General features: G+C 43.6%; 19 protein-coding genes. 12 read left to right on the top strand and 7 right to left on the bottom strand.

The annotated features are described in order from the left end of the window. The first annotated feature begins 2 nt into the window (after positions 1-2). The 5 genes from ACYTXU_RS10895 to ACYTXU_RS10875 all read left to right on the top strand — a co-directional run bounded on the left by ACYTXU_RS10895 (position 3) and on the right by ACYTXU_RS10875 (position 5122). Entirely contained in the window at positions 3-1319 is a 1317-nt protein-coding gene (locus tag ACYTXU_RS10895) for a class I SAM-dependent methyltransferase (protein WP_462206794.1), read from the top strand. Further along, positions 1298-1864, top strand: coding sequence for a DUF2878 domain-containing protein (locus tag ACYTXU_RS10890; protein WP_462206793.1), 567 nt, complete (start codon positions 1298-1300; stop codon positions 1862-1864). The genes ACYTXU_RS10895 and ACYTXU_RS10890 overlap by 22 nt, the downstream gene beginning before the upstream one ends. After that, positions 1855-2649, top strand: a complete 795-nt coding sequence (locus ACYTXU_RS10885) for a DUF1295 domain-containing protein (protein ID WP_462206792.1) — start codon at positions 1855-1857, stop codon at positions 2647-2649. Before ACYTXU_RS10890 ends, ACYTXU_RS10885 begins: the two co-directional genes overlap by 10 nt. A 21-nt stretch (positions 2650-2670) precedes the next feature. Then, the gene (locus ACYTXU_RS10880) at positions 2671-3705 is read left to right on the top strand and encodes an SAM-dependent methyltransferase (RefSeq protein WP_462206790.1); all 1035 of its coding nucleotides are present in this window, start codon (positions 2671-2673) and stop codon (positions 3703-3705) included. A 112-nt stretch (positions 3706-3817) separates the two neighbouring features. Further along, a complete protein-coding gene (locus ACYTXU_RS10875; protein WP_462206789.1) occupies positions 3818-5122 on the top strand; it encodes a sensor histidine kinase in 1305 nt (434 codons plus the stop codon). A 19-nt stretch (positions 5123-5141) separates the two neighbouring features. On the opposite strand, the gene ACYTXU_RS10870 is transcribed toward ACYTXU_RS10875, so the two are convergent. Further along, complete coding sequence (locus ACYTXU_RS10870; RefSeq protein ID WP_462206788.1) at positions 5142-5828, bottom strand: response regulator transcription factor; 687 nt, start codon at positions 5826-5828, stop codon at positions 5142-5144. A gap of 47 nt (positions 5829-5875) precedes the next feature. After that, a complete protein-coding gene (yhbY, locus tag ACYTXU_RS10865; RefSeq protein ID WP_462209414.1) occupies positions 5876-6172 on the bottom strand; it encodes a ribosome assembly RNA-binding protein YhbY in 297 nt (98 codons plus the stop codon). Between the two features lie 93 nt (positions 6173-6265). Here yhbY and rlmE point away from each other — a divergent pair, with 93 nt between their 5' ends. The 6 genes from rlmE to ACYTXU_RS10835 all read left to right on the top strand — a co-directional run bounded on the left by rlmE (position 6266) and on the right by ACYTXU_RS10835 (position 12962). Next, positions 6266-6886: a 23S rRNA (uridine(2552)-2'-O)-methyltransferase RlmE gene (gene rlmE / locus ACYTXU_RS10860; RefSeq protein ID WP_462206786.1), complete on the top strand. Its 621-nt coding sequence runs from the start codon at positions 6266-6268 to the stop codon at positions 6884-6886. Between the two features lie 147 nt (positions 6887-7033). Then, positions 7034-8959 carry an ATP-dependent zinc metalloprotease FtsH gene (ftsH, locus tag ACYTXU_RS10855; protein WP_462206785.1) on the top strand — a complete coding sequence of 642 codons (1926 nt, stop codon included), beginning with the start codon at positions 7034-7036 and terminating at the stop codon, positions 8957-8959. Between the two features lie 47 nt (positions 8960-9006). After that, positions 9007-9819, top strand: a complete 813-nt coding sequence (gene folP / locus ACYTXU_RS10850) for a dihydropteroate synthase (RefSeq protein ID WP_462206784.1) — start codon at positions 9007-9009, stop codon at positions 9817-9819. A gap of 20 nt (positions 9820-9839) precedes the next feature. Beyond that, the gene (glmM, locus tag ACYTXU_RS10845; protein WP_462206782.1) at positions 9840-11180 is read left to right on the top strand and encodes a phosphoglucosamine mutase; all 1341 of its coding nucleotides are present in this window, start codon (positions 9840-9842) and stop codon (positions 11178-11180) included. Positions 11181-11283: 103 nt separating this feature from the next. Continuing rightward, on the top strand, positions 11284-12417 hold the full coding sequence (locus tag ACYTXU_RS10840; RefSeq protein WP_462206781.1) for an OmpA family protein: 1134 nt from the start codon (positions 11284-11286) through the stop codon (positions 12415-12417). A gap of 140 nt (positions 12418-12557) precedes the next feature. Next, a complete protein-coding gene (locus tag ACYTXU_RS10835; protein ID WP_462206779.1) occupies positions 12558-12962 on the top strand; it encodes a CBS domain-containing protein in 405 nt (134 codons plus the stop codon). An 11-nt stretch (positions 12963-12973) separates the two neighbouring features. On the opposite strand, the gene nqrM is transcribed toward ACYTXU_RS10835, so the two are convergent. Next, the gene (nqrM, locus tag ACYTXU_RS10830; RefSeq protein WP_462206778.1) at positions 12974-13234 is read right to left on the bottom strand and encodes a (Na+)-NQR maturation NqrM; all 261 of its coding nucleotides are present in this window, start codon (positions 13232-13234) and stop codon (positions 12974-12976) included. 185 nt (positions 13235-13419) lie between these two features. On the opposite strand from nqrM, the gene ACYTXU_RS10825 reads away from it, so the two are divergent. Further along, the gene (locus ACYTXU_RS10825) at positions 13420-13797 is read left to right on the top strand and encodes a hypothetical protein (protein WP_462206777.1); all 378 of its coding nucleotides are present in this window, start codon (positions 13420-13422) and stop codon (positions 13795-13797) included. Positions 13798-13832: 35 nt separating this feature from the next. On the opposite strand, the gene ACYTXU_RS10820 is transcribed toward ACYTXU_RS10825, so the two are convergent. From ACYTXU_RS10820 to ACYTXU_RS10805, 4 genes are all read right to left on the bottom strand, one after another. After that, the gene (locus tag ACYTXU_RS10820) at positions 13833-14846 is read right to left on the bottom strand and encodes an FAD:protein FMN transferase (protein ID WP_462206776.1); all 1014 of its coding nucleotides are present in this window, start codon (positions 14844-14846) and stop codon (positions 13833-13835) included. Between the two features lie 67 nt (positions 14847-14913). Beyond that, on the bottom strand, positions 14914-16140 hold the full coding sequence (gene nqrF / locus ACYTXU_RS10815) for an NADH:ubiquinone reductase (Na(+)-transporting) subunit F (protein ID WP_462206775.1): 1227 nt from the start codon (positions 16138-16140) through the stop codon (positions 14914-14916). A gap of 19 nt (positions 16141-16159) precedes the next feature. After that, the gene (nqrE, locus tag ACYTXU_RS10810) at positions 16160-16768 is read right to left on the bottom strand and encodes an NADH:ubiquinone reductase (Na(+)-transporting) subunit E (RefSeq protein ID WP_462206774.1); all 609 of its coding nucleotides are present in this window, start codon (positions 16766-16768) and stop codon (positions 16160-16162) included. Next, a complete protein-coding gene (locus tag ACYTXU_RS10805; protein ID WP_462206773.1) occupies positions 16768-17403 on the bottom strand; it encodes an NADH:ubiquinone reductase (Na(+)-transporting) subunit D in 636 nt (211 codons plus the stop codon). Before ACYTXU_RS10805 ends, nqrE begins: the two co-directional genes overlap by 1 nt. Between the last annotated feature and the right edge of the window lies 1 nt (position 17404).

Raw genomic sequence — 17404 nt, 5'->3', positions numbered from 1 at the left:
TCGTGAATGATTTTACTGAAAAACAGGCAGTAACAACCAGGCAAAAGCAGAGCGAGTCTGTTGAGCTAGCCTTGTCTGAAAATAAAAAGGCCTCGGGTTTCGAGCGCTTGATAAGAAATCAGGTGCTGAAAACACTGAACCGAATCAAGGGCGGCCAGATCATTATTAATGACTCACTAGGTCAATATTTTTGCGGGGCTGCCAGCCCGAAATCAAATCTTTGTGTGACTCTGAACATTAAGCAACTGGATTTTTATCGACAAGTGGCCATGCATGGCAGCATTGGTGCCGCAGAGTCGTATATGAAAGAACAGTGGTCTACTGATGACCTCACCGGGTTGGTTCGGATATTAGTGATTAACCGCCATATACTGGATGAAATGGAAGGTGGCCTTGCCTGGTTAAAGAATAGTGCTCTTAAGTTATGGCACTTTTTTAATCGCAATAGCGTTGAGGGTAGCCGCAAAAACATCTCCGCTCACTATGATCTTGGCAATGACTTCTTTAGGCTATTCCTTGATAAACACCTGATGTATTCCTCGGCAATATTCACAGAAAAGGCGAACACTTTAGAGAAAGCCTCAGAGCTTAAGCTAAAAACAATCTGTGAAAAATTAGATTTAAATGCTAATGATAAGTTGGTTGAAATTGGAACAGGCTGGGGTGGTTTTGCGATTTATGCTGCCAAAAATTATGGCTGTCATGTCACGACCACGACTATTTCAGAGCAGCAATACCAACACGCCAAGAAAAGAGTTAAAGAAGAAGGACTGGAAAGCAACATTACTGTGCTTAAAGAAGACTATCGTAACTTAAAAGGCCAGTTCGACAAGTTGGTATCGATTGAGATGATTGAAGCAGTAGGGCACCAATATCTGGACACTTACCTGAAAAAGTGTAGTGATTTATTAAAGCCGGACGGTATGGCCTTAATTCAGGCAATCACTATCGAAGACTCTCGCTACAAGCAGGCGCTTAAGTCGGTGGACTTCATTAAGCGCTATATTTTCCCTGGTAGCTTTATCCCCTGTGTGTCGGCTATTGTTGATACTGCAAAACAAGCATCCGATTTGCGATTGATTAACCTGGAAGATTTTGGCGACAGTTATGCCAAAACATTGAACGAATGGCGCAGACGTTTCTTTAGTAATATTGAGCAAGTGAAATCGCAAGGGTTTGACTCGTCTTTTACTCAAATGTGGGACTTCTATTTTTGTTACTGCGAAGGTGGTTTTCTTGAGAAAGCTATTAGCGATGTGCATCTACTGTTTGCCAAACCAACCAATAAGAGGCAGCAATGGTTAGCCTTACAAAGTTAAACAAAGTATTAAACTTTGTGCTGCTGCAAACAGTATGGTTTGCGTTGGTTGTTGGCGTTGTTTATCAGCATATTTGGCTGGGTGCCGGTCTTTTGTTGGCCTTTTTGTTGTGGCAATTACACCCGGTCAATCGTAAAGCTAATGATATAACCATTGTTCTGACCTTAATGGCTTTGGGCCTGATTCTTGATAGTGTCTGGTTGCAATTAGGTTTGATTAGTTATGAGATGCAATGGCCCTATTCATTTATGGCTCCGATCTGGATTATTATGCTGTGGGTTGCTTTTGGATTAACCATTAATCATTCTCTATCCTGGATTTTTGACTATAAAGCTATTGGGGTTTTGATGGGAGCGATTGGTGGGCCAGTTTCATATCTGGCTGCACAACAGTTTGGTGCGGTGACATTGAATCAACCGGTGTTGGCATTAGCAGCACTGGCTGCTGGATGGACTTTGGTCATGGTTATGCTCATCACCATTTTTGGAGAGTCGTCAAGCTATAAAGAACATCAGGCAGGAAAAAGAGAAGCCTCATGGAATTAGATACCGCTGTACTGATTGCAATTGCTTTGTGCGTTGTAGGACAGGCTGCGGCTTGGTTGTGGCAATGGCATACCAAGAACACTGATATTGTGGATATCACCTGGGCACTGTTAATTGTCGTATGTGGTCTGATTTATGTCTGGATGGCAACGGGTAATAGTTTCCATCGCTATGTTGTATTACTGATTCCGATTGCCTGGTATACACGTTTAGCTTGGCACCTAATCGATCGCTATCAGGTCGATCACGAAGATGGACGTTACCAACAGTTGCGAAAGCATTGGTCGGACAATACCCAGGTAAAATTGTTTATCTTTTTCATGTTCCAGGCTGGGCTGGCATTTGCCTTTAGTTACCCCGTTTATATTGTTGCTTCAGCTAGTCACAGCATGGATATGTTTGATGGCTTAGGAATTGGCGTAGCGGTTATTTCATTTATCGGTGTCACTCTGTCTGATTATCAGTTGCGACAGTTCAAACGTAGAAAGGATGTTAAAGGCAAAGTCTGTAATATCGGCTTTTGGCGCTACTCGCGTCACCCAAACTATTTCTTTGAATGGACTCATTGGTTTGCTTATCCGCTAATTGGTTGGCATGCCGAGCAAGGGTGGTTGCTATTTATCTACCCGATATTAATGCTATTTTTTCTATTGAAGTTGACCGGTATTCCTTTTAATGAAGAGCAAAATATTCGTAGCAAAGGTGATGATTATCGAGCATATCAGAAAAAGACCAATAAATTTCTTTTGGGACCTATAAAATCAAGTGCTAATAAAGCCCAGTAGCGGCTGATGGTGGAGAACTATATGATTGCACAAGCTATTAACTTAATTGAAAAAGGATTATTACCCGATCGTCTGGTGCGACTGGGGATCCGGAAGCTTTGTGAGCAACGATTGACCGAAGAGTCAGCGTTTGACTGCGAAGCTCAGGCAGAGCGACACCATGAATTTTTACAGGAACTGAAAGCTTCCGAGGTGGCGATTAAAACCGACAAAGCCAATGAGCAACACTATGAAGTTCCCTCAGAGTTCTATCATTACGCTTTAGGTAAAAATCTCAAGTACAGTAGTGCTTATTGGCCACAAGGTGTTAATGACCTAGAGGCAGCTGAGCTGGCGATGCTGGAGCTGTATGCTGAGCGTGGAGAGTTTGTTGATGGGCAGGATATTCTAGAGTTAGGCTGTGGCTGGGGTTCTCTAACCTTGTTTCTTGCATCTAAGTATCCTAATAGTACGATTACAGGGGTATCAAACTCTAACTCGCAACGTGAGTATATTGAGAAGCAGGCTAAAGAGCGTGGTTTAAACAATATCACTATCATGACGCAGGACATTAATCAGTTTGATCCGGGGCGTCAGTATGATCGGATCATTTCAATTGAGATGTTTGAGCACGTCAGAAATTATGATGTGCTTTTTGCACGAATTAGCCAATGGCTCAAAGATGATGGCAAAGTATTTTTACACGTGTTTTGTCACCGTTATCTAATGTACCCTTTTTTAGAAGATGGGGATGATAACTGGATGGGCCGTTACTTTTTTAGTGGTGGTCAAATGCCCGCTGCTGATACTTTCTTGAACTTCCAGCAACAGCTACAGCTCGAAAGGCGTTGGTTAGTCAACGGCAAGCATTATGAGAAGACCTCAAATGCCTGGCTCGAAAATCTGGACCAGCATCAAAAGCAAGTCATGCCGTTATTTGAGACAGTTTATGGCAAAGATGAATGCAAAGTCTGGTTTCATCGGTGGCGCATTTTCTTTATGGCTTGTGCTGAATTATTTGGTTATGCTGATGGAAATGAGTGGATGGTGGCGCACTACAGATTTGTTAAGCGATAGCTGCTTGATTAATAGATAAACGGTTTGTTCAGAGTAAGGCGCTTTGTACAATGCTACTCAATGGCTGAATAATAATTAAACGAATCAAACCTAGGGTTAAACGGATATTCCAATGAGTCAAAAGCGACGCGGCATACATTATAAAATCATCAAGGCGATGGCAATACAATTATTGCTGATTAGCGCGGTGACTTTATTAGGTGTCTACGGCGCTGCAAAAGTGGTAGAAAATGTTCTGATCAAGCAGGCACTAGAAGGCGAAGCAGAATTTTTCTGGACCAACTATCAACAAAACCCAAATTTTAACCTACCTAACACCTTGAACCTTACCGGTTATATGTCTTCCAGCGATTCATCAGAAGAGGTGCCTGATTATCTAGAAGTTTTAGAGGTTGGTTATCAAAGAGTCGATGTGGACAACAGGCAGCCGCTTGTTCATATTTCTGAAAAACATGGCAAGCGTTTGTATTTGGTATTTGAAGAAGGCCAGGTGGCGCGGCTGTCTTTTTACTTTGGTATCGCACCACTCGCTTTCGTCCTGTTGATTATTTATCTTCCAGCGTGGATTACCTACATGCTTTCTCGACGTGCTATTTCTCCGGTCGTTAAATTATCGCGCTTAATGGACAGTGTAGAAGTATCTGAGCGATCTGATTTGAAGTTGGATTTCACCGAAATAGAGAAGAATGCGGATGCTGAAGTAATGACTTTATTACAGGCATTTGATCAGTATGCTGAACGTGTTAATGAGTACGTTACACGTGAGAAAAATTTTACACGCTATGCCAGTCATGAATTAAGAACGCCGCTGGCCGTTTTAAAAGGCTCCATATCTTTGCTGGAAAAGCAGCAGCTCAACCAGTCTCAGCAGAAAATTGTTCTGCGCATGAAGCCAATGGTTAAAGAGATGGAGGATCTGCTTGAAGCGTTATTCTTGCTGTCCAGAAACCAGGAGCCTGATATTTCGGAAGAACCGCTTAATATTAATGCCATTGTTAAGCATCAGCTGAACGCCATCGAGCGCCTTTATCCTGACAAACAAATCACCACCAGTCTGCATAGCAATATTCAACTTAAAATGCGTATCTCCGAGCGTTTATTGGTTATATGTTTGAACAACATTATTTTGAATGCTTTCAACTATACGGAAAAGGGCTCCATCCAAGTTTTTATTGGTCGAAACTTTGTCAGGGTGTCGGATACCGGTATTGGTATGGATGAGAATAGCCTGCAGCGGATTTTCGAACCATTTTATCGGGCGAATCGTGACCAGGAGCAGGTCAAAGGCTTTGGGCTTGGCATGTCCATTGTGAAGCGAATCTGTGATCAGATGAATTGGCAAATTTCAATTGATAGCCAGTTGGCAAAAGGTACCCAGATTCAGTTAACGCTAAAAGAACATGCCGCAGAAAAATAGTTAAGGGACTCTTCCAGGCTTACTGTTCAGGAGTGATAATTTTGATTCCCAGGCCGGGTACGGTTTGTAAAAGGTGTTCTGCGAAGGGTTTATCAATGACTTTACGTAAGTTATACAAATGACTTCTCAGAACATCACTATTAGGTACAAGATCGCCCCACAACTCACGTTCAAGTTCTTCGCGAGTGACCACTTCCGGTGATTTGCGCATTAATAGTTTCAGAATATGCAAACCTGTCGGAGATAACTTGAGCTTCTGCCCTTGGCGTTTAACTTGCAAGGTTTTCGGATCAAGCTCAAGGTCATGAATAACTAAAGGCTTCGAGTCCAGTTCACCTTTATGGCGTCGAATGATGGCATTGAGTCGCGCATCCAGTTCTTCAAAATCGAAAGGTTTAATCAGATAGTCATCGGCACCAGCATCAAAGCCATCGAGCTTATCACTTAACTGATCGCGCGCGGTCAGCATTAAAATAGGAATGTCAGACTGGGCTTCCTGACGGATGCGCTGACAAATCGTAAAGCCATCCATGCCAGGCAACATGACGTCCAGAATCAAAGCATCGTATTGATTGTCCTTGGCCAGATTGAGTCCGCTTATGCCGTCCATTGCATAATCAACAATATAGCCACAGGCTTCAAGGTATTCGCCGGTTGTGGCGGCCAACTCTTTGTGATCTTCGACCAGTAGAATGCTGTAAGCCATGGTAGTCCCTGAAAATTAGAAGCAGCTCATAAGGTAGCTGAATTTGGCTATTTAGGCAAAATGATTTTAGGGGAGTCTGATTTGCGGTAAATAGACAGGTTATGGCCGATGACCTGAATTTTGCTTGCTTTGGTTTTCTGGCAAATATGGTCAATCATGGCTTGCTTGTCTTCACGTTCTTCAGCTCTGACTTTAATCTTGATGAGCTCGTGATGATTTAGTGCATTATTGATTTCTTCGAGCACGTTATCGGTGACGCCATTGGCTCCGACCATAACGATTGGTTTCAGGCTGTGCGCCTTGCCGCGTAAGAATTTTACCTGGTTGTTGCTTAATTGAGTCATTACATCTTTCTGATAGTGATAATTAGCAGTCATTTTACCTGAAAAAAGGTACAATAGAGACTTATTTGAGGAAAAAACAAGCATATTTTCTTTATGTCACGAAGTAAAAGTAGCCACCGTTGGATGAAAGAGCATTTTGACGACCCTTATGTCAAAAAGTCGCAAAAAGACGGTTACCGCTCACGGGCGGTTTATAAGCTGGAAGAGCTTGACCAGAAATACAAGCTGCTAGGCAAAGGCGTGACCGTCGTTGACCTGGGAGCTGCTCCAGGCGGCTGGTCACAATACGTTGCTTATAAAATGGGTAGTCAGGGTAAAATATTTGCTTTGGATATCTTGGAAATGGATCCCTTGCCCGATGTGGACTTTATTCAGGGTGATTTTCGCGAAGAAGCGGTTCTTAATCAATTACTCGATAAGATAGGCGAGCGCAAGGCAGACCTTGTTTTATCGGATATGGCCCCCAACATGAGTGGTGTAGATGCGGTTGATCAACCGCGCGGTATGTATTTGTGTGAATTGGCGTTAGAGCTAGCGCAGACTGTACTGGCAAAAGGTGGCAACTATGTCGTCAAAGTCTTCCAGGGTGAAGGTTTTGATGACTATATCCGCCAATGTCGAGAGATGTTCGATAAGGTTCTCATTCGCAAACCAGATGCCTCCAGAGGGCGTTCCAGAGAAGTTTACGTAGTCGGTTTGGGTTTTAAGGGCTAGTTGAGAAAAGATGCGATAAAAAACACTATCTCGATAGTAGTGTTTGTTACGTTTTGTTAAGCTTCAGGGCTTTCGTTGCTAGCAAAGCATGGCATAATGTGTAGTTATTATTAAAGGCAAAGAGTTGCCAAGAACGAGGTTCAGGTTTTGAACGATTTAGTAAAGAACATTCTATTTTGGGCCATTGCGGCGGTTATTTTGTTTATTGTGATTGATGCAATACAAGAGCGTCAGCAAGACAGTAGTCAGGTGACATTCTCTGAGTTTGTGAAACAGATCGAGAGTAAACAGGTCGATGATGTTGTGATTAATCCCAACAACGGCCTCGTTACTGGTAAAGACGTTAGCAGTAACCAAGAAATCAATGCTGAAATACCTGCTGGTGGCCAAGAGAAGCTTAATGAAATTCTTCTGGAGAATGACGTTACCTACTCGGGCAAAAAACGCGAAGGTGGTGGTATCGGTACCTTCCTGTTGAGTTTTGGACCAATATTGCTACTCATTGCGGTATGGATTTATTTCATGCGCCAGATGCAGGGCGGTGGCAAAGGTGGCGGTGCATTGTCTTTTGGTAAAAGTAAGGCGCGCATGCTGAGCGAAGATCAGGTTAAAACCACTTTTGCCGATGTGGCCGGCGTTGAAGAAGCCAAAGAAGAAGTCAGTGAATTAGTAGACTTCTTGCGCGATCCGCGTAAGTTCCAGCGCCTGGGCGGCAAAATTCCACGGGGTGTTTTGATGGTTGGCCCTCCTGGTACTGGTAAAACATTATTGGCTCGCGCCATTGCTGGCGAAGCCAAAGTGCCTTTCTTCACTATCTCCGGTTCTGATTTCGTTGAAATGTTTGTCGGTGTCGGTGCATCTCGTGTCCGCGATATGTTTGAGCAGGCTAAAAAGCATGCTCCTTGCATTATCTTTATCGATGAGATCGATGCTGTTGGTCGCCATCGTGGTGCCGGTTTAGGTGGTGGTCATGATGAGCGTGAGCAAACCTTGAACCAGTTATTAGTTGAGATGGATGGTTTTGAAGGTGGCGAAGGCGTGATCGTGATCGCTGCTACCAACCGTCCTGATGTGCTGGATCCGGCTTTATTGCGTCCGGGCCGTTTTGACCGCCAGGTTGTGGTTGGTTTGCCAGACATTAAAGGTCGTGAGCAGATTCTTAAAGTACATATGCGTAAGGTGCCGATTGGCGATGATGTTGAGCCGGGAGTAATTGCTCGTGGTACGCCTGGTTTTTCCGGTGCCGATTTAGCAAACTTGGTTAATGAAGCGGCATTATTCGCAGCTCGTGATAACCAGCGTGTTGTCGGCATGGAACAGTTTGAAAAAGCGAAAGATAAGATCTTGATGGGTACAGAACGCCGCTCAATGGTGATGACGGAAGAGGAAAAGTTGAATACAGCTTATCACGAAGCCGGTCATGCCATTGTTGGTTTGAAAGTACCTAGCCACGACCCAGTATATAAAGTGAGTATTATTCCGCGTGGCCGGGCACTGGGTGTGACCATGTATTTGCCGGAACAGGACAAGTACTCCTTATCTAAGGAAGCACTGGAAAGTCAGTTATCCTCATTATTTGGTGGTCGTATTGCAGAAGAGATCATCAATGGTTCTGACAAGGTGACGACAGGTGCATCTAACGACATTGAACGCGCCACTGGCCTAGCCCGTAATATGGTCACCAAGTGGGGCTTGTCTGATAAGTTAGGTCCATTGTCTTATGCAGAAGATGAAGGCGAAGTTTTCTTGGGCCGCTCCGTAACTCAGCACAAAAATATTTCGGACGATACCGCTCGAGCCATTGATGCAGAAATACGCGAAATCATTGATCGTAACTACAATCGCGCCAAAACAATTTTGCAGGATAATATGGATAAGTTACATGCAATGGCGGACGCTTTGATGAAGTTCGAAACCATTGATGCTAAGCAAATTAAACAAATCATGGACGGTGACGAACCCAGCCCGCCGGCTAATTGGTCGGATACAAAAGGGCCCGGTGGCAATGGTGGCTCAGGACCTCAACCTGATGCGCCAAAAGACTCACCAGTAACAGAACCATCTGTTGATTAAAAAGGGGCCTTTTGGCCCTTTTTTTCATTGTGCGGAAAGTAACTACCATGAAAGAACTGTTGCAATCGAATAGGCCGCTGGTCATGGGTATTTTGAATACAACTCCCGACTCATTTTCAGACGGCGGTAATTATGTGCGCAAAGATATTGCATTGCGCCGTATCGAAACTATGCGCCGGGAAGGGGCTGATATTATTGATGTGGGTGGTGAATCCACCAGGCCTGGAGCTCAGGCGGTTTCCGAAAGCGAAGAGCTGGACCGGGTCATCCCTATGGTGGAAGCAATCGTTGCCAGTGGTACAGCGGTATCGGTCGATACGAGTAAAGCTGTTGTAATGCAAGAAGCAATCAAAGCTGGCGCCAGCATGATCAATGATGTACGTGCATTGCAAGAAGCCGGAGCGCTTGATGCAATAGCCAGTAACGAAGAAGTCTTAGTATGCCTTATGCACATGCAAGGACAGCCAAGAACGATGCAGCAGAATCCACATTACGAGAGCGTCGTCGACGATGTGAAATCATTTCTACAGCAACGAGTGACAGCTTGCCAAAAAGCTGGCATTAGTACGGATAGAATTTGCCTCGATCCTGGCTTTGGGTTTGGTAAAAGTTTGCAGCATAACTGTGAACTGATGAAACATTTAGACAGTTTTAAAGAACTTAATTTCCCTTTGCTAGTCGGTGTTTCAAGAAAGACAATGATCGGTACCATTTTGGATGCTGACATAAATAGTAGAAGTAATGGCAGTGTTGTTGCTGCTATGTATGCTTTGACGAAAGGTGCAAATATTCTTAGAGTGCATGATGTAAAAGCAACCGTTGAAGCAGTAAAGTTATATTGCGCATTTGAGCAAGCTTAATAAGAAAAGGAAAAACAACAATGAGCGAGAGAAAATATTTTGGCACCGATGGTATTCGAGGAACTGTTGGTCAGTTTCCTATTACGCCAGAGTTTGTTTTAAAACTCGGTTGGGCTGCTGGCAAGGTGCTCGGTAAAAAAGGGCGAATTGTTATCGGGAAAGATACACGAATTTCAGGCTATATGTTTGAATCTGTACTGGAAGCGGGCTTAACTTCAGCCGGGGTAGACAGTTTTCTTGTTGGACCCATGCCAACACCAGCGATCGCCTATTTAACAAGAACTTTCCGAGCTGATGCTGGCATTGTCATCAGCGCTTCGCACAATCCATTTCAAGACAATGGGATTAAATTCTTTTCTGCTGAAGGGACTAAGCTACCAGACGCTGTAGAGCTGGAAATAGAAGCCTTATTAGAAAAAGAAATGACTTCATTGCCATCAGAGCAGCTGGGGAAGGCCTATCGCATAGATGATGCAGCAGCCAGATACGTAGAGTTTTGTAAAGCCAGTGTACCTAATGCTTTTAATTTGGAAGGCATGAAAATCGTTTTGGATTGCGCTAATGGTGCAACCTATCATATTGCTCCTTATGTGTTTAAGGAGTTGGGTGCTGAAGTTATAAAAACCGGTGTTGAACCTGATGGTTTAAATATCAATCGTGAATGTGGCGCAACGCATCTGGAACCTTTGTCGAAAGCAGTCGTTGAACACCAGGCCCATATTGGGATTGCTTTTGATGGCGATGGTGATCGCTTGATGATGGTTGATGCCAAAGGCACAGTTATAAATGGCGATCAGCTGATGTTTATGATGGCATATCATCTAAAACAAAAAGGGCAGCTAAAAGGGGGGGTGGTTGGCACCTTGATGACCAACATGGCGATTGAAAATGCTTTAAAGCAGTTTGATATTCCCTTTGAACGCAGCAATGTGGGTGATCGATATGTTATGGAATGCCTGAAAAAGAATGGCTGGCTGATTGGTGGTGAGTCATCTGGACACCTTATTAACCTGGATTACAACTCGACCGGAGATGGCATTATTGCAGCGTTACAAGTGCTGAGAGTTATAAAAGATGAGTCTCAGCCGATTAGTGATTTGGCAGAGAAGTTTCCTTTGTTCCCGCAGACTATGATTAATGTGCGAGTAACCGGTGCAAAAGAGATTATGGCTCAAGCGGAGTTGAAACAGTTGGCTGCAGACGTTGATGCTGAGCTGGCTGAGCAAGGACGTGTATTATTGCGCGCTTCAGGTACAGAGCCACTGATCCGGGTTATGGTGGAAGCTAATGATGCAGATTTGGCATTAAAAATGGCCGAAAAGTTGGCACAAAAAGTGCGAGATCTAGCCCATAAAATGTAAAATTATGTCAAACCTTGCTTATATTTTGTATCTAACTTGTTGTTTCCGTTATAATGCGAAGCACCATGGATACACAAATGAATAATTTAACGAGGGTATTACAATGAAGAAAAAATTGTTAACCGCAGCTTGCTTGTTGGCCTTAGGTTCAACTGCTTTTGCTGCAGAAGAAGTGCAGGACCGTCATGGTTTTTATGGTCATGTTGGTTGGTATGATTTAGAAATGGATTCTCACTGGAATTCAGGCAGCAATCAATCAGGCGGTGTGGGTCTTGGCTGGTTCTTTAATAAGGACATTGCTCTTGAAGTTGAATATAACTATTTCAACCAGATCCCAAATTTCACTCTTGGCGCTCGTACTGACGTTGAGAACACTGCTTTAAATCTTTTATTAAATGACACCAGCTGGATGGGTAGCGCTACCACTCATCCATTCCTAAAGCTCGGTTATGGTGAGTTAGGCGACAAGTACAATTCCTATCATCCAGATCTTGAAGAAGGTTATTACAAAGTAGGTGTTGGTCTAGAACACTTTGCTACAGATAATGTTTTCATGCGTGTTGGTTATGACTGGTTAGATTCGGGTGAGCGTGGTGATCATCAAGTATGGTACATCAGCTATGGTTATTTCTTTGGCGACACCGTCAAGTCAGGTGCTGCTCCAGCTCCAAAACCAGTCGAGAAAGCGAAAGATTCTGATGGTGACGGAGTATTAGACGCTAATGACCAATGCCCAGGTACTCCAGCAGGCGCTCCTGTAGATGCTAATGGTTGTCCTTTAGATAGTGATAATGATGGCGTTCATGATTACAAAGATGCATGTCCGGGTACAGCTCCTGGTGCGCAGGTAGACGAGAGAGGTTGTGAAGTTAAAGTTGCAGAAGAAGTTGTTGTTGATATGCGCTTAAACTTCGATACTAACAAGTACGAAATCAAGCCAGAAATGGTTGCCGAAATCGCCAAGGTAGCTGAGTTCTTACGTCAATATCCAAGTGTGAATGCTGAGATTCAAGGTCACACAGATAGCGTAGGTTCAAGTGCTTATAACCAAGGCTTGTCAGAGCGTCGTGCTAACTCAGTAAGAGATTACTTAGTGAGCAACTTCGGTATTGATGCTTCTCGCTTGACTGCAAAAGGCTATGGTGAAGACCAGCCAATTGCTGATAACTCAACTGAAGAAGGTCGCGCTCTTAACCGTCGTGCAGAAGCACACGCTGAGACAATGACTACTAAATAATATTTTTAGATAGTTTTTGACCTCTATCAAAGCCCAGCATCTTGCTGGGCTTTGTTTTTTCTGACAAATAAGCTACTATCAAATCGAAGGCCAAGCTAAATAGCTTTTCTATTCTTACAATAAAATCAAGGAGTAGCTTTATGATAAAGTCCGTTCATGTCAGAGATTATATGACCTCGGCAATGATCACATTAAAACCACAAACAGATATAGTAGAAGCTGCTCAGACAATGTTGGAATACCGCTTAACCGGTGCTCCAGTGATGGATGACCATAATCGATTAGTGGGTTTTATTTCCGAAAAAGATTGTCTGCATACTGTCTTAAGTGCCATTTATCATGGTGATTTAGGACATAGAGTGATGGATCTAATGACCAAGGAAGTTAAAACTGTACACCCAGATGATAATATTGCTGACGTCGCTGAGCGATTCTTGAAAGATAACTGCCGGATGTATCCAGTTATGGAGAAAAGTCAGTTAGTGGGGATGATTTCGAGACAAAGTATCTTAAAAGCGATTCAGTTTGTAGGCCGTAAAGACTAACTACCTAGCAATTAGTCTTCCAGAATTTCTACATTAAGGCGTCGCTCGTTGCGAAGGCGAGCACGCTTTTTGGCGCAAGGCTTATCACAATCACAAGCCTTCTCAATTCCTAAGGCATCAAGGCCACCGCAACTACCGCCGATTCGCTTCCTTTGAAATAAATAGCCAACGGCCATAATCACCATTACGGTTACAAATAATATGAATGCCAGGAAGAAAGTGCTAGTCACGATGCGGAGCTCATTAATCAATAGAGTGCTATATTTTATCATATTAGTGCTTAAATATAAGCCTTAGTATAAAAAATGAACGAGAAAATTTGCTGGGTAAAAAAGGGTAAATATAGAAATGGGCTGATTTTACCCCTGCTATTTTGAGGCGATATCTTCAAGTTGCTGATAACTTTACTACTGACCAATTCGGGTCGATAGAATATGAGTAAACTTGGAGTTAATGTATGAAATACCTAGTGTTATTATTGAGTTTGGCTGTCAGTGGTGCGGCTGTAGCAGAAGAGTACAACCATGGAAACCATAATGATCCTTACATTGAATTCTTTAATGGGACAGAAACTTTTAATTGTGGCAGCCTCAGTTTCTATGCTTGCACAACCCAATCAAATGTTTATTCAATGGTAGAGTCGCGCTGCGAAAGTAAAGTTACCACTACTGATAATGGTGGTTACCCGCCTTATGGGCAGGCTTATTATCATAATGTTAGTGGCTTTAACATTGTTGTGCAAAGTGTGACTGGCCCTGCACCTTACAGCATGCAGGTTAGTTTTAAGTGTGGTGGTTTGAGACACCCGGGTCAAAAATACGAGCTTTCCCTATAAGCCCTTCTTGAGCCGAGCGTGAAAGCTTGGCTCACTTATTGTTTAATCAATAATTCTTGAAAAAGGTTATTCTGACGAGTGATTAATTCATCGTTTTGTCGCTGAATGACCAGCACTGGCAATTGGTACTGCTCAGCAAACGCAAGAGAGGCCTCACTGCCCATAACGCTCATAGCCGTAGCATAAGCATCGGCATACATATTGCTGGGATGAATGACAGAAACAGAAGTTAGATTATGATCTATAGGGTAGCCGGTTGCTGGATCGATGGTGTGCGAAAAACGCTTACCAGCCACTTCAAAATAATTACGGTAATCCCCCGAGGTTGCTATTGAGGTATTCTCAAGAGCAATGACTAACAGTTCTTGTTGAGAGGCGTTATTGGATGGCTTTTCCACTGCTATCCGCCAAGGATAACCATGAAGATTGACACCTTCTCCCTTGGTTTCACCACCTATTTCTACCAAGTAATTGGCTATCTTAAACTCTTCCATGATATTGGCGAGCTGGTCCACAGCGTAACCTTTGGCAATTGCAGAAAGGTTGATCGTTAATTCAGGATAAGTTTTAGAGATACACTGCTCTGCAAAGTTAAATTCAAGCTGATCAGTGCCAACGGCTTCCCTTAAGGCTATAACTTCTTCATCAGAAGGCACCTTGTCATCATACTCGGCCGCGTCGAAGCCCCAGCGCTGGATAAGTGGGCCAACAGTGATATCAAAAGCCCCGTTGGTTTGGTGGTAAACATCTTTAGCAGCAACTAGCACGCTCCAGCTTCGATCGGAAAAGCGAAAACACTGAGTGTTATCTAACCTATTAAACTGGTTGATCTCACTGTCTGGAATATACGTAGACATCAATTGATTAATGATCGCCAGTTCTTGTGTCAGAGCAGATTTTAGATCTTCAACAGGAACGTCGTCGGACTCAAACGTAATGTTGTATTTTGTGCCCATAGTGTTGCCTGATAGCTTTGAGTATTGTGGTTCTTGTTGCTGGCAAGCGGTAAGGATAAGGACAAGAGTAATAGAGCTGATTAAACGAATCATATAAGCACAAAAAAGGCAGTCATAAGACTGCCTATTTTATAGAACGTTCGGTTATAACCCAAGCGGATTAACCACCGAAATCATCCAATAGGATGTTTTCGCGCTCAACACCCAAATCTTCAAGCATTTGGATACAGGCCGCGTTCATCATTGGCGGTCCACACATATAGTACTCACAATCTTCTGGAGCTGGGTGGTCTTTCAAGTAGTTCTCTAAAAGAACATTATGAATAAAGCCAGTGTAACCTTCCCAGTTGTCTTCGGGTTGCGGATCAGAAAGCGCCACATGCCATTCGAAGTTAGGGTTCTCATTAGCCAACATATCGAAATCTTCTACATAGAACATCTCGCGTGAACTACGAGCACCATACCAGAAGCTGATCTTACGGTCGGTTTTGATGCGACGTAATTGGTCAAAGATATGCGAACGCATTGGAGCCATACCGGCACCACCACCAATAAAGACCATTTCAGCATTTGTATCTTTGGCGAAGAACTCACCATAAGGACCTGAAATGGTAACTTTATCACCTGGCTTTAAGCCCCAGATGTAAGATGACATTTTGCCTGGTGGCAATGACATATCGCGTGGCGGAGGCGTTGCGATACGCACGTTCAACATGATAATGCCTTCTTCTTCTGGATAGTTAGCCATTGAGTAAGCGCGAATAGTTTCTTCTTTAACTTCTGACTCAAGGTCAAAGAGCTTAAAGCGTTCCCAGTCACCACGGTACTCTTCAGGAACATCAAACTCGCTGAACTTGACCTTATGCGGCGGTGCTTCAATTTGGATATAACCACCAGCACGGAAAGGTACGCTTTCGCCGTTAGGAATTTTAAGAACAAGCTCTTTAATAAAGGTTGCTTTGTTATCGTTAGAGATAACTTCACAATCCCATTTTTTAGTACCAAAGACTTCTTCAGGCACTTCGATTTTCATGTCTTGCTTAACCGCAACCTGACATGACAGGCGGTAACCTTCTCGAGCTTCACGACGTGTGATATGGCTTTCTTCGGTAGGCAGAATAGAGCCGCCGCCGTCAAGCACTTTACAGACACATTGCCCGCAAGTACCACCGCCACCACAAGCTGACGATAAGAATATACCGCTATCGGACAATGCATTTAGCAACTTGCTGCCAGCAGGGACAGTGATAGCCTTGTCAGCGTCCTTATTGATATCAATATGAACATCGCCTGTGCTTACGAGTTGTTTACGAGCGAATAAGATCACTAGTACTAGTGCAAAAATCACTACCGTAAACAGGGCAACGCCTAATATTATTTCATTCATTAGTTAACCTCTTTACTCGTTACAGTTTGATGCCGGAGAAAGACATAAAGCCAAGGGCCATCAAGCCAACGGTGATAAAGGTAATACCTAATCCACGTAAACCATCAGGAACGTCTGAGTACTTCATCTTCTCGCGAATACCGGCCAGGGCAACAATCGCTAAAGCCCAACCAAAACCTGAGCCGAAGCCGTAAACGATTGATTCAGGGAAGCTATAGTCACGTTCAACCATGAACAAAGAGCCACCCAGGATGGCGCAGTTCACGGTAATTAGTGGCAAGAAGATACCAAGCGATTGGTAAAGTGCCGGGAAGAACTTGTCTAAAGTCATTTCCAGAATCTGAACAAGCGCGGCAATAACACCGATGTAGACGATAAGGCCCAAGAAGCTTAAATCAGCTTCTGGAAAGCCAGCCCAGGCCAGAGCGCCTTCTTTCAACAAGCCGTTAAGCAACAGGTTGTTTACTGGAACGGTAATCGTCTGCACGATAACAACAGCAATACCAAGACCAATGGCAGTTTGAACCTTCTTCGAAACCGCCAGGAAGGTACACATACCCAGCAAGAATGCCAGGGCGATGTTCTCGACGAAAACCGCTTTTGCAAATAGGGAGATATAATGGTCCATTATTCAGCATCCTCCACTTGATCGGTTTTCCAGGTACGTAGTGCCCAGATGAGTAAACCGATAATAAAGAAAGAACTCGCTGGCAGCAGTAGCATACCGTTTGTGTGATACCAACCGCCGTCAGCAGTTGTAGGGAAGATGGTAAAGTCTAACAGTTTACCAGAGCCCAATAGCTCACGGATGATACCGACAATAATCAGCAATACCGAATAACCAAGACCGTTACCTAAACCATCGAGGAAGCTCATCGCAGGACCATTTTTCATGGCATAAGCTTCAGCGCGTCCCATTACGATACAGTTGGTAATAATCAAGCCAACAAATACTGAAAGCTGCTTAGAAACTTCATAAGCGTAAGCTTTCAACACCTGGTCAACCAGAATTACCAAAGACGCAATAATCGTCATCTGCACGATAATACGAATGCTTGATGGAATCTGTTTACGAATCAAACTGATGATAAGGTTTGAGAAGGCAACAACCGTCGTTAGAGCCAAACTCATCACCAATGCAGTTTCGAGTTTACTGGTTACTGCCAGCGCAGAACAAATCCCCAATACCTGAAGGGCGATTGGGTTGTTGTTAAAAATCGGTGATAAAAGAACCGATTTGGCTTCTTGTTTATCAAATGCCATT

The organism is Kangiella sp. M94 (assembly GCF_054926195.1).
The sequence above is the reverse complement of the archived record's forward strand: the minus strand, read 5'-3'. Positions and strand labels throughout refer to the sequence as shown.

Bases quoted from the DNA above. Each gene is read 5' to 3' on its own strand.
- ACYTXU_RS10890 (WP_462206793.1), top strand. From the start codon at position 1,298: ATGGTTAGCCTTACAAAGTTAAACAAAGTATTAAACTTTGTGCTGCTG.
- ACYTXU_RS10885 (WP_462206792.1), top strand. From the start codon at position 1,855: ATGGAATTAGATACCGCTGTACTGATTGCAATTGCTTTGTGCGTTGTA.
- ACYTXU_RS10880 (WP_462206790.1), top strand. From the start codon at position 2,671: ATGATTGCACAAGCTATTAACTTAATTGAAAAAGGATTATTACCCGAT.
- ACYTXU_RS10875 (WP_462206789.1), top strand. From the start codon at position 3,818: ATGAGTCAAAAGCGACGCGGCATACATTATAAAATCATCAAGGCGATG.
- ACYTXU_RS10870 (WP_462206788.1), bottom strand. From the start codon at position 5,828: ATGGCTTACAGCATTCTACTGGTCGAAGATCACAAAGAGTTGGCCGCC.
- yhbY (WP_462209414.1), bottom strand. From the start codon at position 6,172: ATGACTCAATTAAGCAACAACCAGGTAAAATTCTTACGCGGCAAGGCG.
- rlmE (WP_462206786.1), top strand. From the start codon at position 6,266: ATGTCACGAAGTAAAAGTAGCCACCGTTGGATGAAAGAGCATTTTGAC.
- folP (WP_462206784.1), top strand. From the start codon at position 9,007: ATGAAAGAACTGTTGCAATCGAATAGGCCGCTGGTCATGGGTATTTTG.
- glmM (WP_462206782.1), top strand. From the start codon at position 9,840: ATGAGCGAGAGAAAATATTTTGGCACCGATGGTATTCGAGGAACTGTT.
- ACYTXU_RS10840 (WP_462206781.1), top strand. From the start codon at position 11,284: ATGAAGAAAAAATTGTTAACCGCAGCTTGCTTGTTGGCCTTAGGTTCA.
- ACYTXU_RS10835 (WP_462206779.1), top strand. From the start codon at position 12,558: ATGATAAAGTCCGTTCATGTCAGAGATTATATGACCTCGGCAATGATC.
- nqrM (WP_462206778.1), bottom strand. From the start codon at position 13,234: ATGATAAAATATAGCACTCTATTGATTAATGAGCTCCGCATCGTGACT.
- ACYTXU_RS10825 (WP_462206777.1), top strand. From the start codon at position 13,420: ATGAAATACCTAGTGTTATTATTGAGTTTGGCTGTCAGTGGTGCGGCT.
- ACYTXU_RS10820 (WP_462206776.1), bottom strand. From the start codon at position 14,846: ATGATTCGTTTAATCAGCTCTATTACTCTTGTCCTTATCCTTACCGCT.
- nqrF (WP_462206775.1), bottom strand. From the start codon at position 16,140: ATGAATGAAATAATATTAGGCGTTGCCCTGTTTACGGTAGTGATTTTT.
- nqrE (WP_462206774.1), bottom strand. From the start codon at position 16,768: ATGGACCATTATATCTCCCTATTTGCAAAAGCGGTTTTCGTCGAGAAC.
- ACYTXU_RS10805 (WP_462206773.1), bottom strand. From the start codon at position 17,403: ATGGCATTTGATAAACAAGAAGCCAAATCGGTTCTTTTATCACCGATT.